Origin of the sequence: Nostoc sp. (assembly GCF_041747015.1) — a bacterium.
In the GTDB taxonomy this organism is placed as follows: Bacteria; Cyanobacteriota; Cyanobacteriia; order Cyanobacteriales; family Nostocaceae; genus Nostoc.
The window spans coordinates 1-14,803 of record NZ_JBGTFY010000419.1; the positions used below are offsets into that span (position 1 = coordinate 1).

Genomic DNA, 14,803 nt, shown 5'->3' on the forward strand with positions numbered 1-14,803 from the left:
GCTACCGTTATTTCCTCTCCTGCCTCGTACACCCTGGAAAGTTTAACAGCACCTTTCAAAAGAAAATAAACTCGTTCGGCAGGATCGCCAGGAAAAAAGATCGTTTTATTGCGTTCAAACGTTTCCACAACTGGCGGAAACGCCCCGGTCGCCATCTGACGAAATACATTTGCTAGGGCTTTATCTTGTGTCACGATCATCTCCCTTCCCCTACCCAATGCCGGAAAAACAAAAACTGATTACCTAAGAATACACCTGAAAAATGAATAAAGCACCGTCAACCTTTCTGTACTTTCCTATACTCAAACTAATCTCTTCACAACTCTTTGTTTATAATGATACATAATTGTTGATCCTTTCAGCTATTAGTTCTTGATAAGTAGTTTTAATAGCGGTATTAACGAGGTTTTTTAAAGAACAAATAAAGATATTTTGAGAATATCTTTATAAAAAATCAAGAATTTTGTCACAGAAAACACTCTTGCCAACATTCATTTTTGCAAATCCTGTGTAAAACAAAGACAAAACGTGCCTCAGATTCTAGTATGCTCCTAATGATCGATCGCATTAACAATTTATATGCTAAATCTGACTGGAAAAAATGCTCTTGTTACAGGTATTGCCAATAACCGCTCGATCGCCTGGGGCATCGCCCAACAACTGCACAAAGCCGGGGCAAACCTGGGTATTACCTACCTGCCGGATGAACGCGGCAAAATGGAGACAAAAGTTGCCGAATTAGTAGAACCCCTCAAACCCAGCTTATTTCTTCCTTGTAATGTCCAAGACGACGAACAAATTCAATCTACCTTTGAAACAGTACGCCAGAAGTGGGGAAAGCTAGATATCCTGATTCACTGTCTGGCCTTTGCTAGCAAAGACGATTTGACTGGAGATTTTAGCCAAACCTCTCGTTCTGGCTTCAACACGGCCTTAGAAATCAGTACCTACTCGCTAGTGCAGTTAAGTGGTGCAGCCAAACCTTTGATGACAGAGGGAGGTAGTATCGTTACCCTCACATATTTAGGTGGTGTCAAGGCGATTCCCAACTATAACGTCATGGGAGTTGCCAAGGCTGGATTAGAAATTAGTGTGCGTTACCTGGCCGCTGAACTAGGTTCGCAAAATATCCGCGTCAATGCCATCTCTGCCGGCCCCATCCGCACCTTAGCATCTTCAGCAGTGGGTGGTATTTTGGATATGATTCATCATGTAGAGAAAGTAGCTCCCCTAAAACGCACCGTCACTCAGCTAGAAGTAGGCAACGCTGCGGCTTTCTTGTGTAGTGATTTGTCCAGTGGCATTACCGGACAAGTTCTCTATGTAGATGCAGGATATGAAATTATGGGAATGTAAGATAATTTGGGGAGTAGGGAAAGTAAGGAGAGCAAGCGAACAATTCCCAATTCCCAATTCCCAATTCCCCACTCCCCACTCCCTACTCCCCATTTCCTATGCAAACAACCAATCGCCAACTTAATTCTTCAAACTACGACGAGTCAACTAAAGCCCCTCGGATTGCCACCGTTCACCGTACCACTGGTGAAACTGATGTGCAGGTTACGATCAATTTGGATGGTAGAGGAACTTGCACGGCGGCGACAGGCGTTCCATTTTTGGATCATATGTTGCATCAAATTGCCTCCCACGGGTTGATTGATCTAAATGTCCAAGCCAAGGGAGACTGGGAAATTGATGACCACCACACCAACGAAGATGTAGGCATTACCTTGGGGCAAGCTTTGAATCAAGCACTAGGCGACAGGAAAGGCATTGTCCGCTTTGGTAATTTCCTTGCGCCACTGGATGAAGCCTTAGTTCAGGTAGCGCTAGACTTTTCTGGTCGTCCTCACCTCAGCTACGGCTTGCAAATTCCTACTCAACGGGTAGGAACCTATGACACCCAACTGGTGCGCGAATTCTTTGTGGCACTAGTGAACCATAGCCAAATGACACTGCACATTCGGCAACTGGATGGCATTAATTCCCATCACATCATTGAAGCAACATTTAAGGCGTTTGCGAGGGCAACGCGACTAGCAGTAGAAATTGATCCCCGTCGTGCTGGCTTGATTCCCAGTTCTAAGGGCTTTCTATAAAAGGAGTCAAGGGGCTTTCTGTGTTACTGGGAACCTCCCCAGTTTGGGATAATTGACACACCGCATAGTGGCGGTTATTATCAGCCTACCCGGTAACTTGTAATTAATCCTAAGCTGGTAACTTGTAATTAAACCGAGATGAAGTCTGTTGCAGATGACCCTAATTCTCAACTTAATACGACCGACACTCCACCAGTAGTCCTAACTTCTGAGTTGCGAAAAGTCTATCGCACTGGTTTTTGGCTAAATCAAAAAGTTGTATCTCTGAAAAACTGTTCTTTAACAGTTTACAAAGGCGAAACCTTTGGGTTGCTGGGGCCAAACGGTGCTGGTAAAACTACGCTTTTAAAATTATTGCTGGGAATTATTCGTCCCACCTCTGGACGGGGATTATTATTGGGTAAGGCGATAGGCGATCGCAGTGTTAAACAACATATTGGCTATCTGCCGGAAAATCCCTATTTGTATGACTATCTCACCGGCTGGGAGTTTTTGCAGCTAGCCGCTGGACTATTCCAAATTCCCCACAGTGTCCAACGGCAACGCATTCCGCAACTGCTGGAATTAGTGGGTTTATCCCAAGTCGATGCCAAAAAAAAGCTCCTGCGCCGCTATTCTAAAGGAATGCTACAACGTATTGGTATGGCACAGGCGTTAATTAACGAGCCAGATTTGGTTTTTCTGGATGAACCAATGTCTGGTCTTGATCCTGTAGGACGCTACCAAATGCGGGAAATTATCCTGGCGCTAAAAGCCGCTGGTAAAACGATTTTCTTCAATAGTCACATTCTGAGTGAAGTAGAACAGATTTGCGATCGTATTGCCATCCTTGCTCAAGGTGAATTAATTTGCTCTGGTTCCCTCAATGATCTTTTAGGCGGTAACACCACATATCATGTTAAAGGTCAAGGTGGTGACTGGGAAATTCTCAAAAAATGGCTACCCACTCTCAGATTTGAGCCTGATGGTTCTTGGCAAGGTATACTACAAGACGATTACTATGATTTCCTCGCTAGTCTTCGTCTCATGGATGGTAAAATTATTGCCATAACCTTGTCGCGTCGCTCCCTAGAAGAATTTTTTATTGAACAAATTCAAATAAAAAATAACTCACTGAATTAGTCTTCTTGCTGCTTGCCAAATAGTAAATTGTGGATTAGCTTGAGGAACAAAACCCAAAATTCCTGCCTTTTTGAGTTTACAATTCTCAAACAAACTCACTAAAAATAAAATTCCGACCTCTTTATTAAGGTTATTTGTCTTTATTTAATGAGCTTGTTCATAATTTTGGTAGTCATAGCAGATTTTGAATCCCAGTTTGAATGTCATTAAATTGACTTTGACAAGAAAATTTTATTTGTAAGTCCTTTGTTGGTTAACAGTAAATTTATTGTGTAAACTGCGTTTAGTTGCGTAAGTGCTATATTTTTTGAGAATTGTTCTATTCAAGCAGAGTTAACTTTAAATTAACTTCATTAAAAATTCAAATTCAATGAACAAATTTCCTCCGGGAAATCACACTTTTCGACGAAAATAAGAATGTTGGGGAACTTGAATACTTAGGTATAGTCAAAATAAAAATGTTTAGACAATACTTTATTGATTGTAGTTTCAGAGTCTCAGGTAAATATGCTTAACACAATTTTGTTTAAATTCCTAATTCAGCCAGTTGTAGGTGTGGCTTTGTTAACTGCTGTCCATGCCGTTGTGTCATCTGCCAGTTTAGCTCAGGGACAACCAGTATCACCAACTACACAATCACCAACAACACAAACACCATTAGATAGTAATTACGCATTAGGGGGCGGCGATCGCATCCGTGTAAATGTATTTGAAGTACCTGAATATACAGGTGAGTACCAAATTCCGCCAGGTGGAGCAATCAACCTACCTTTGATTGGCAGTGTGTCAGTCCTCGGTCTAACCGCTGAACAGGCTTCTGACGAAATTAGTAGAAGATATGGTCGCTTCCTCAAACGCCCCTTGATCTCAGTCAATCTGTTATCGCCTCGTCCCATCAACGTTTTCGTTGCCGGAGAAGTGACACGTCCAGGAGCTTATACTCTGAGCTTAAGCGGAGGTGCCGGAGACAATCCAGGCGTACAATACCCGACTGTATTAGCCGCACTGACAACAGCGCAGGGTGTAACCTTGGCTGCGGATGTGACTCAAGTTGAATTGCGGCGTAAAAAATTAGGACGTTCTACAGAAGAAGTCGCGATCGCCACCGTCAATTTGAAGGAACTCATCCAAACGGGCAGATTATCACAGGATATTACCTTGCGGGATGGAGACACCATATTTGTGCCAACTGCAACTAATTTCAACGTCGCAGAATCCCGCAATATATTTGCAGCTAACTTTGCCGCTAGCCAAACCACACCCCGCACGGTAACAATTATTGGTGAAGTTAACCGTCCAGGTTCGTATCTTGTCACCGCGGGTAGCACAGATGGACAGGGAGGCGGAACCGCTACCAGTGGCAGTGGCACTCCCACTGGTCTACCAAATGTGACGCGGGTAATTCAACTAGCTGGGGGAATTACAGCACAGGCTGATGTTCGTAATCTCAGGTTACGCCGACCTACCAGAAATGGGCAAGAACAAGCTATAGATATCAATCTTTGGCAACTATTGCAGAGTGGTGATGCCAATCAAGACATCATCGTGCAAGACGGAGATACGATTGTTATTCCGACGGCAACTGAAATCAATCCCGCAGAAGCTACTCAATTAGCTACCACTACTTTATCTCCTACACGCATTCAAGTTGGTGTAGTGGGCGAAGTTAAAAGACCAGGGTTAACAGACATTCAGCCCAATAGCTCTTTAAATCAAGCTATACTCGCTGCTGGCGGATTTAATGATGCCAGAGCTAGTAGTGAGGCTGTTGATTTGATTCGCCTCAACCCTAATGGTTCTGTTACTAAACGTATAGTAAAAGTGGATTTCTCCGCTGGAATCAATGAGCAAACTAATCCCATACTCCGCAATAATGACGTTGTGGTAGTCACTCGATCTGGTTTAGCTCAGACTGGCGATACCACAAACACTATAGCTGGACCTCTAGGTGTTATATTTAGTCTTCTGAGAGTGTTCGGACTTTAATATCTGGATGTAAATTGGGGGCGTTGGTCAACCACTCCGTCCCCAATATGGCACTATCATTGCATCTTGACTGCTACAAAAGCATATTGCATACTGTTTATGAAAAAATTTTAGGCAGTATTACTCGTTTTGACAAATGCTGTATGGTCTAAAGTTTTTATTAAAAACTCTTGATCTACATTGATAGGCTTTTCAAACCTTGTTGTAGTTATCTTTAGATCTTGTGATAATGAGAATATTTTAGAAGCAGAGGCGAATAATGTTAGTCTCTGCCTTGTTTTTAGCGAATTTATGATTATCATTATCATAAGGATTATTTAAGTAAATTAACTGATTGATGAGAGATACACTATCTTAACCATAGATACCGCATATACACAGTAGAATGATTGTCAAGTTGGAAATGACGCCATTTGTACGGTTGCTTGATGTCCCTTAATGGGTAGCTTTGGATACTGATGATTTTCCTTCAGTGCTTTTGCCAGACCTTCGCCATTTTTTGGAACACCAGCTAAAACGTCATTTCAGCCATATTTACGTGAAAAATCGCAGGTGCAAACCTAAAAAGTCGCGTATAAACTTACATATGGCAGCTATACGACCGTAATCAATACTGAGTTAGTTACTAAGGCTAGAGTTACTAACTGTTGATCATTGAATTTTTGCAACATACCCTATTTTTTCCCTATGATGATTCATGGTTTAGGTTTTCTCAGTTTGAGCGTATCTCTTATGCTTCCCTGGGCATTAACTGGTTTGGTTGAAGGAAAGAGAATAACAGAATCTTTAGTTAGAGATATTCGTCCGTCATCCAGTGTTCAGGAAATGCCACTACCCAGCCGCAAGCTGATCAGTCAGGCTTCAAGTTGTCCAACTCAGACGACGAAAATATACTATGTTAATGCTGGTGAAGGAAACGACGGAGATAGCGGAACCTCTGTCAAAGATGCCTTTAAGACAATTCAAAGGGCGGCAGATATTACTTGTCCTGGAGACACGGTACGTATAATGGCGGGGACGTACAAGAATGAATACCCGACGGGATCTGTAGTACATATCAAACGCTCTGGAAGGGTAGGTAAATGGATTAGATATGAAGCATATCCTGGACATCGGCCAAAACTTCAGCTAAATGGATGGCATGGAATTTTGCTTTCAAATAACATTTCGTATATCTTGATAAAGGGGCTGGAGATTGAAGGGAACAATAAGAACATAACGCTTTCTTATGCGATGAGTCAGAGGTATAACGACTCAAATCCGCTAACCAATGGAAATTGCATCTCCTTGGACGGACGAAAAAATGTAAATGGTCGCCCCAACCATATAGTTATTCGGAACAACATAATACATGATTGTGGAGGCGCGGGTATTTCAATCATAGCTTCTGACTATGTAACAGTAGATAATAACGAGGTATTCAATAATGCCTGGTACTCAGTCTACAGCGCGAGTGGCATTTCGCTGCTTAAAAATTGGGGTTCCGACAATAACCGGAACTACAAGATGTTCATAACAAGTAACAAGATCTACAACAATAAAATGCTTGTTCCCGACCTTAGCACTGGAAAGATCCAAGATGGTAATGGCATTATTATTGATCGTTCAAGAAATGATGAGAAGGGATCAAAAATGAGTGCGTATGGAGGACGTACTTTGATTGCCAACAACATCTCATATAAAAATGGTGGTACGGGTATTCATACATTCAAAAGTGACCATGTCGATATTGTCTACAACACTGTTTATCTGAATAACCAGACTCCAGGATTTACAGACGGGCAAATCATGACTAATACTTCTGCAAATGTCAAGGTTCTCAATAATATTCTTTTTGGTGAACGTGGCAAACCGATAAACTCGAAGGGGGGTAGTAAGAACGTCACTTTTAACTACAACCACAACGCTAATAGTACGTTTATTAGGGCTTCCGGACCTAATGATACTAGTGGAGATCCACTTTTTGTAAATCCTTCGGCTGGTGACTTTAGACTGAAGTCGAATAGTCCGGCAATCAATACTGGTACTAGGTTCAATAGTGTAAAAACCGATTTTCTAGGCAACCCTCGTGAACAGGGTTTAGCACCCGATAGAGGGGCACTTGAAAGACGGTAGTAGTTAAGAGTATGGGCATCGGGTTGTATGGCAAAAGGCTGATTTATACAGCATTTTTGTCTACAACCCGTTTTTGTTGTAACTCACCATTAGCTTATTTTTTAAGGACTTTGAGAAAGTGTGGGATGAAATAAATAATAAAGATTTTAACGTTTGCGAATATAGGGTAATACCTACGTCAGGCTACCTTAATGCATGGTTACTTGCGTCCTAAACCAAGTTTTTGCTTCAGCAGCAATACACTTTGTATATCTCAATCCCTGATTAAAACTAGATTCTTGAATTTTCCTAACTCTAATAAAAATGGGCGAACTGTAAGTTCTAACCCATATTCTTTGTGCATCTCAACCTGTCACATGAATCAGGCTAATAGTTTATTGATATCTCTTGTAGTAGCCCCTAAATTTGGAAGGCTTTATTTTTTTACAAGTCCCTTAAACTCTTTTGTCAACTCCCTTGCTTTAAAATATTCGTGACCATGATACATATAACTACTAGATTCATTTTTCTCAATGATTCCATTCACTACTAAACCTAAAACGTTGTAATTGGATCTCTCTAACATCTCTTGAGCAGCATTAGCACTATTAGAATCTATTACCCCAGGTCGTGCTACTAATAAAATTCCATCGGTCATTTGGCTTAAAGTCAAAGCATCGGCTGCTAAAAGTAGGGGAGGGGCATCAATAATTACAAAGTCATAATTATATTGAGATGAAAAATTTTCAATTAGTGATGCCATTCGTTTTGAGTCAAGCAAAGCAAGTGGGTTGGGAGGTGTAACTCCAGCAGTTAATACATCAAGGTTATCCATTACCTTAGATACAGCAATGTCAAATTCAGCCTGACCTACAAGAACTTCACTCAAACCAACTGCATTGGTTAGTTGCCAGAGATGATGCTGAGAAGGAACTCGCATATCTGCATCAATTAATAAAACTTTACGTCCTAGTTGAGCGATCGCCGCAGCCAAATTAGCTGAAACTGTAGACTTGCCTTCCTTTGGAACTGCGCTAGTTACTACGATAGTTTTAAGCACTTTATCTGAACTCAGAAATTTCAGATTGGCTTGAATCATCCGATACATTTCACTGGTTAAGGAGTGGGGCGTATCTCTGACGGCGATTGTTTGAGTTGTTGATTCTACATCTGAATAACGAGAGCGAACCTTTTTAACAGACAAAGGAACAATTCCCAGTAGAGTATATCCAAATACCTCTCTAATTTCTTTAAGTGTTTTTAGAGATCGATCTCTCATGGCTAGCAACAGTACAGTTGTAGTGGCCAAAAATAAACCGAACGTCACTCCGATCACCAAGACGATGGCTTTTTTTCCTGATACTGACCGACTGGGCACAGATGCCTGAGCAATAATCCGGGAACTGGCTGTATTTATATTCTCTACTAACTGTAATTCTTGAACCTTTTTCAATAAAGTTTGATAGGTCGATTCTGCAACATCAATTTTCCGTTGTAATTCCCGCTCATTTTGTGCCAACTGGGGCAGAATTTTCACTCGTTGTTCGTAACTAGAACGGGAATTATACAGAGAGGAGAGTCTTTTGGTTAAGCCAAAGCGTTGTATTTCTGACTGCAGAAAACTTTGGATCAGGTTTTGTCTGAGTTCTCCAATCTGCAATAGACTCTGTGGAAGTTGTGTTTGATTACCTACAGTCTGGGAAATTTGCTGTTGTAGGAGGGTTCTCAAGTTAGCTTTTCTGGCTTCTAGATTAACAATTATGGGATTGTCATCTTGGAAACGGCTACGCTCAGTTGCTAACTGCCGATCAATATCTTGAAGTTGTGTTAGAACTCCCTGCACTGCAGGTGACTGACTGAGGGCACTTACAGCGATCGCATTCTGAGAATTTAGATCTACTTTCTGACGTAGTTCATTGGTTTGGGCGTTGACTTCATCCAGTTGCGCCTGAACACTATTAATCTCCTTGTCTAGATCCCCAATAATGCTAACGGCTGACCTTGTCTCCTCTGGTAAGTCTGCAATGCGATACTTCTGCTTAAATATACGTAGTGCTACTTCTGCATTATCAACAGCGGCTTGAGTTTTAGGTAGTTGCTTGGCAAGAAATTGACGAGTTGCTGCGGCCTCAGAACGATTTGTCAGAATATCATTTTCTAAATAAATATTCATGACTGTATTGACTACTGACGCTGCTTCTTCAGGATCGAGGCTGGTATATGTAATTCGCAATACATCTGTCCCACCAATAATTTTTAGAACTAGGGATTGTTGTAGAGCTTTTACGTTCCGAGGGTTCCCTTCTTTGTTTTTGAGTTGTAGTTTGTCTATTGCCTGCTGTAATAAACCAGGGGAAGAAATAACTTCTATTTGAGTGTTGATCGGATTTTGAGTTGATAGTAGGGATTTCAAATCTCCTGCATCTCTTCCTTCAGAGTTACTAGGCAAAAGATTAGAACCTATGACTTTAAAGGAGGAAATTCTAAATAACAGTTTTCCTTCAGCTTCATAGGATGGCTTCATAAATTGTGTAGATACAGCACTAAGCATGACTGTCGCTGCAAATATACTGGCAGCAGGTAACCACCATCGTTTCAATATCAATAAATAACGACTAAGGTCTAAATCAATAGATTCTCTAGATTCCATAGATTTTTCTGACATAAATCTTCAAAAGTACAGGTTTTAAGTGAGAAATTCAATATTGATCTACTCAGAGCAGCTACAAATCACAGCTATTGTATAATCCTGATACTATTTTACAATATGACACATAGTCTTGTATAGACTATTTGAGTTGCAAAACGCTGAAATCATATACAGGTATTAGCAGGTATTAGTTTTATTAATATAAAAATTAATACTTAATTAAAAGCATATGCTATGGCAGTCTATGCTTACTTTAAGCTTAACTAAAGTTAAATAGGTATAACATACTACGTTATCCGACTGGGTTGAAACTTTGAAAGCGAATTCTAGCGATCGCTCAATCTGCACAAACAATAGCATGATTGCTTTTTCATGGAAAGCGGCAGAAAAATAATTTTTATTTACTCTGTCTGTAATGCGATCGCAGCCAAGCCAAATGCTCAAACCCATCTATGTAAGAGGTCTATCGATTATATTTTTATAGATTTGGTTTGTATATATTTTACTCGAAAATACTGCTGATACATAAAGAACCCACTCCAGACTATTTTGCTCTGCCAATGTAGTTTCAGTTAAGTTTGAAAGGATAATGAAGGTAAGATAAACTAGGAGCCAAGAATTTATATAGGTTTCATTCAACCGGATTAAATATATTGCTCTCAAAAAATTAATAATGAATCCAATTATAAAAATTGAAAATCCTAATAGACCCAAGCCTAGCCCGATATCCAGAAAACCATTGTGAGCATTAGGAGCATTCCACTTTATCGCTTGTATAATAAGATTATGCTCATCATTAGAATTTTGCCAGAATGCTCCATAACCATATCCTAGCCACGGGTTTTTCTCAATCATTTCAAACACAGCAGGCCATAATTCTGAGCGTCCAGTGAGTGTTGTGTCCTTACCTACTAAGCCCAGAATAGCGTCAGCTTGTGTAACAAACCAGACATAAAAAACTACGCTTAAGGTTGAGAACAACATTAAAATAGGCATCATTATTTTATACTTCAATCGTAAAATTTGATAATATATAAAAACAGCTGCTGTCATGATTATCAAATTGCCTAAAGATGATGCTGATTTAGAGAGTAATACAAGTATTCCCGAAGTAATATAGCCGAGCCATGAAACCCAGCGATTTTCTCGAGTAGTGATGATAAAAAAGAAAAATATTGTTGCAGCAAGTACAAATCTCTTTCCAAGTACATTCTTATGTGTATATATTCCTCGCCAAGCATCGCCTCGCAAACCATAGTGTGGCAGAAATAGAGCAAATAAGAAACACATTACTGCTGAGAACGCAAACACATATGCACATAACTTCAGTTGTTGCTTTAAGGTGTAACGTGAAGCGAAATAAAGTCCAAACAACGTTGTTCCTATAAGACCAAAAACGCGACGTATAGTAATATCTGAATTTATAGACCAAAAGCTAGAAAGCGCACAAACTCCAAGTAATAGCCAAATAAATCTATCTCTGCTACAAGCGTAAATAAACTTCTTCCAGCGTAGAACCAATAACAAAAAGCTCACTATATATGAAGTAATAAAAAACAATCGAAATATGGTTCTATCACCTACTTCTCCGCTAGATCCATCCAGTAAAAATAAGTCTAGTGGAGTTCCGGCATAAAGTATCAAGAAAGCGATTGTAACTAATTGTTCAGCAGAAATTAAAAACTTCCTCATTTTTTTTGATATACATCATCATGTACATAGAAAATAGATTAAGCAAGTCACGGATTCGTGGTTGATAGTCTCAGTTGATTTTGGCTAATACTTTGTTTATTAGATTTGTAATTATGTATTTGTTAAACATAACTTTAAGCAAAAAATTTCGCCCTTGATAACAAACTGAAACAAATCATTAACCTGATGACAGAAGGATTTACGCTCTTAAGTATAAAATCAAAGTAAAGTCTAGAGCTTCCTGAGCCTACGGTTTTGTACTTTAGTTTTCCCTCGGATAGTGTTCAGTCACAATCCCTTTTTTTGTGGGGTTAAAACCCACCCCAACGATTTATTTTTTGAAATTATTATTACATAGTAGCGCTCTACCTTGCTGCCCTATGCCTTTTTTTGTAAACAGCATCTTATGTTTTAGGCTTCTTAATTAAAATAGAGCGAATTTGCTGCCTGACCTCCTGAGGAATCAACCACATTGTTAAATACAAAGATATATCCATTGGTCGAAGCCTACCCCAGCGTATAGCTTCCCACAGTAGAGGAAAGAAGGCTTTCCAATCCCCTACTAGTGACGCAGAAGGACTAACAATTGTTGCAATGAAGCCTGAATAAGCTTTCGGTGTTACTAAATTGCGGATTGAACGAATCCAATTCAAAGAATATTGCCAGTCGTTGATGTTGCTTAAGCGTTTGATTCCTATTTCTGAATGCCAAATTGCCATAGGCTCAGGTACAAACTCCATTCCTACACCTTTGATGGTAGTGACCCGAAGCAACCATTCCCAATCCTCATGTCTGTAAAATTTTTCTTCTAAAGGCATTTTTTGCATTAACTCTTTTTTCACGAAAATAGTTGAGGTTTGTATGAACCCCTCTCCTGTAAACAAGGAGTTACGGACAAAAAGATATTCACTTAAAGGTTCAGAGGGTTGAGGTAGCCTTCTCGGAAAAATTAATTCACCTTTGGCAGTTTGCGAAATAAAACGACTGGCGACAACTGGAAAATCATAATGGGAATTATTTGCTACTTCCAGTTGACGCTCTAATTTTTGTGGGAGCCATTCATCATCATCATCTAAAAAGGCTATCCAAGTGCCTTTTGCTTCCCTCACACCAGTATTTCTAGCTCCTGATGGCCCAATATTTTTTGATAGTTCTATCACTCTCAATCTTGGATCAGCTATTTGAGATAGTACATTGACTGTTTCCTGATCGGGACCGTCTATGATCACAATCACTTCAATTGATTGCAGCGTTTGAATTAATGCACTTTTAACACCCCTAACAACAATTTGTGGTCTATTGAGTGTAGGAATCACGACGCTGACTATTACTTGTTCAATTTCATTTTGCATTGCCAAATTTTGAGTGATTGGTTTTTCAATTTGAGTAAATTCAATATTCATTGTTTTAGCTATCTTTATTTGGCAATTTTGCTGTTTTAGAGGCAGGATTTATCATCGAAATATCATCCTTTTTTTACAAGTTTTTCCCATACAATATGTATCCCTCCTAAAGCATGAATACTCAGACAAAGAGTAAATACAATATAGGAGCAAGTTGCAATAATCAAAGTTAATAAAAAATCTAAATTAATTTTTTCTAAAACTATGAATACAGCTAGCATTAGAATGCTGATTATAAGTGGGCGGCGCATAATTCGCCATAAATCTAATGAAAATAGGAGAGTATAAGTGAAATAAATATACTGGCTAAACCCAATCAAACTCATTAAAAATATCATTATTGCTGCACCTAGTAAGTCATATTGTGAAATTAATACCACACCTGCTAGACTTCCTAAGATAGTGTTGATAGCTACTTGACGCAGGTTCACTATCTCAAAACCATTTGCTACAAGTAAAAAAGATAATGAATGATTGAAGGGCAAAAAAATCAACGATGCAGCTATTACATTGAGAGCTAAAGTTCCCTGAGCAAAGTTAGGATTATAGATAAGAGTTAGTAAATTCTCCCCAAGAAATAGCAGACCAATAGATAAAGGTAATGCGATAAGTAATAGCATTTCAATGCAATTTTCAATGATCTTCCGCTGGTTTTCTCGACCTTGACCTACTGCCTTGGATAATCTCGGAAACATTGCTATACATATACTATTGGCAATAATCAAAAATGGTTGGAATAATTGTATTATTCCACCATATACACCAATTAGAAACTCTGTTGTTGACAATGAAAGAATCAAAATTTGAATTCTACTATTGACCACAGCCAATGTTTCAATAGCAAAAAATGTACGCGCATTTTTAATTGTGTTCCAGACAAAATCTTTATCAATCTGCCATTTTGTTTTGACTAACCGTGCGATTAAAATCCATTCAATTACCAGAATTACTGATTCTGAAAAAACTAGGATCGCTGCCAGATAATCCATTCCGTAAGTCAGTTGCATTGCCCAGAGCATGATGAATAGGCGGATGACATACACTGGCACTGTAGCCAGAGCAATCAGATGCATCTTTTCTTTCGCCTGGAAAATTGCTTCCGTAATATTAGAAAGCGAAAATGGAATTATCGTTAAGCCCATGATATAGCAAACAGTCGAAGTTTCCGAACTATAAGGAAGTAAATATATTACAATTACCAATACTACATAACTGAATAAACCTAAAATTAACTGCAACCAAGTGCCACTTATTAGATAAAGTGGTGTTTTTTCTGGCTCACGAGCTATTTCCCTTGTAAATAAAGTCTTTAATCCCTGTGAGGCAATGTTTACAAATATCAGATAGTAGGTAAACGCAAGTAAATATTGCCCTAAAGCTTCAGATCCTAAAATACGAGCAATAGATGCTGTTAACACAAAGGTGGAAATGCCTTGAGTTAAACGATTAATTGCCATTGAGAGGGAATTACTTATTAATTTTCGGTTTTTTCCCATATAATAATTAGGTTAATTTGTTTCATTAGTACCCTTATCCTAAAGCCGCTTAATCATCAATTATTAAATACAGAACGGCTTTAATATTCCAAAACATAAAGGGAATTATGGAAACATATTGAATCTGTAATATTTAGAAATCTGATAAATTATTCTCTTTGATGTATGATTTGTGCATTGACTAATCTATCTCACAATACCCAATTTATCTCCAAGTAGAATTACATATTACCTGGACTAAAGTCTTTAAAAGTTTCTTTT

The 14,803-nt window shown here is 39.1% G+C and carries 10 protein-coding genes; 5 read left to right on the forward strand and 5 right to left on the reverse strand.

The window, feature by feature from the left end:
- Positions 1–200: cyclic nucleotide-binding domain-containing protein (locus ACEW80_RS32725; RefSeq protein ID WP_373530602.1), on the reverse strand; the 200-nt coding region annotated here is incomplete at its 3' end.
- A gap of 379 nt (positions 201–579) precedes the next feature.
- Between ACEW80_RS32725 and fabI the strand changes: the two genes are divergently transcribed.
- The 5 genes from fabI to ACEW80_RS32750 all read left to right on the forward strand — a co-directional run bounded on the left by fabI (position 580) and on the right by ACEW80_RS32750 (position 7,322).
- A complete protein-coding gene (fabI, locus tag ACEW80_RS32730) occupies positions 580–1,356 on the forward strand; it encodes an enoyl-ACP reductase FabI (RefSeq protein WP_373530603.1) in 777 nt (258 codons plus the stop codon).
- Positions 1,357–1,454: 98 nt separating this feature from the next.
- Positions 1,455–2,099: an imidazoleglycerol-phosphate dehydratase HisB gene (gene hisB, locus ACEW80_RS32735; protein ID WP_373530604.1), complete on the forward strand. Its 645-nt coding sequence runs from the start codon at positions 1,455–1,457 to the stop codon at positions 2,097–2,099.
- A gap of 138 nt (positions 2,100–2,237) precedes the next feature.
- Entirely contained in the window at positions 2,238–3,221 is a 984-nt protein-coding gene (locus ACEW80_RS32740; RefSeq protein WP_373530605.1) for an ABC transporter ATP-binding protein, read from the forward strand.
- A 507-nt stretch (positions 3,222–3,728) separates the two neighbouring features.
- Positions 3,729–5,207, forward strand: coding sequence for an SLBB domain-containing protein (locus ACEW80_RS32745; RefSeq protein ID WP_373530606.1), 1,479 nt, complete (start codon positions 3,729–3,731; stop codon positions 5,205–5,207).
- A 732-nt stretch (positions 5,208–5,939) separates the two neighbouring features.
- Positions 5,940–7,322 carry a right-handed parallel beta-helix repeat-containing protein gene (locus tag ACEW80_RS32750; protein ID WP_373530607.1) on the forward strand — a complete coding sequence of 461 codons (1,383 nt, stop codon included), beginning with the start codon at positions 5,940–5,942 and terminating at the stop codon, positions 7,320–7,322.
- Positions 7,323–7,737: 415 nt separating this feature from the next.
- On the opposite strand, the gene ACEW80_RS32755 is transcribed toward ACEW80_RS32750, so the two are convergent.
- The 4 genes from ACEW80_RS32755 to ACEW80_RS32770 all read right to left on the reverse strand — a co-directional run bounded on the left by ACEW80_RS32755 (position 7,738) and on the right by ACEW80_RS32770 (position 14,503).
- Positions 7,738–9,966 carry a GumC family protein gene (locus tag ACEW80_RS32755; protein ID WP_373530608.1) on the reverse strand — a complete coding sequence of 743 codons (2,229 nt, stop codon included), beginning with the start codon at positions 9,964–9,966 and terminating at the stop codon, positions 7,738–7,740.
- 435 nt (positions 9,967–10,401) lie between these two features.
- Positions 10,402–11,643, reverse strand: coding sequence for an O-antigen ligase family protein (locus ACEW80_RS32760; RefSeq protein WP_373530609.1), 1,242 nt, complete (start codon positions 11,641–11,643; stop codon positions 10,402–10,404).
- A 404-nt stretch (positions 11,644–12,047) separates the two neighbouring features.
- Positions 12,048–13,046 carry a glycosyltransferase family 2 protein gene (locus ACEW80_RS32765; RefSeq protein WP_373530610.1) on the reverse strand — a complete coding sequence of 333 codons (999 nt, stop codon included), beginning with the start codon at positions 13,044–13,046 and terminating at the stop codon, positions 12,048–12,050.
- Positions 13,047–13,108: 62 nt separating this feature from the next.
- Positions 13,109–14,503, reverse strand: coding sequence for an oligosaccharide flippase family protein (locus ACEW80_RS32770; RefSeq protein WP_373530611.1), 1,395 nt, complete (start codon positions 14,501–14,503; stop codon positions 13,109–13,111).
- Between the last annotated feature and the right edge of the window lie 300 nt (positions 14,504–14,803).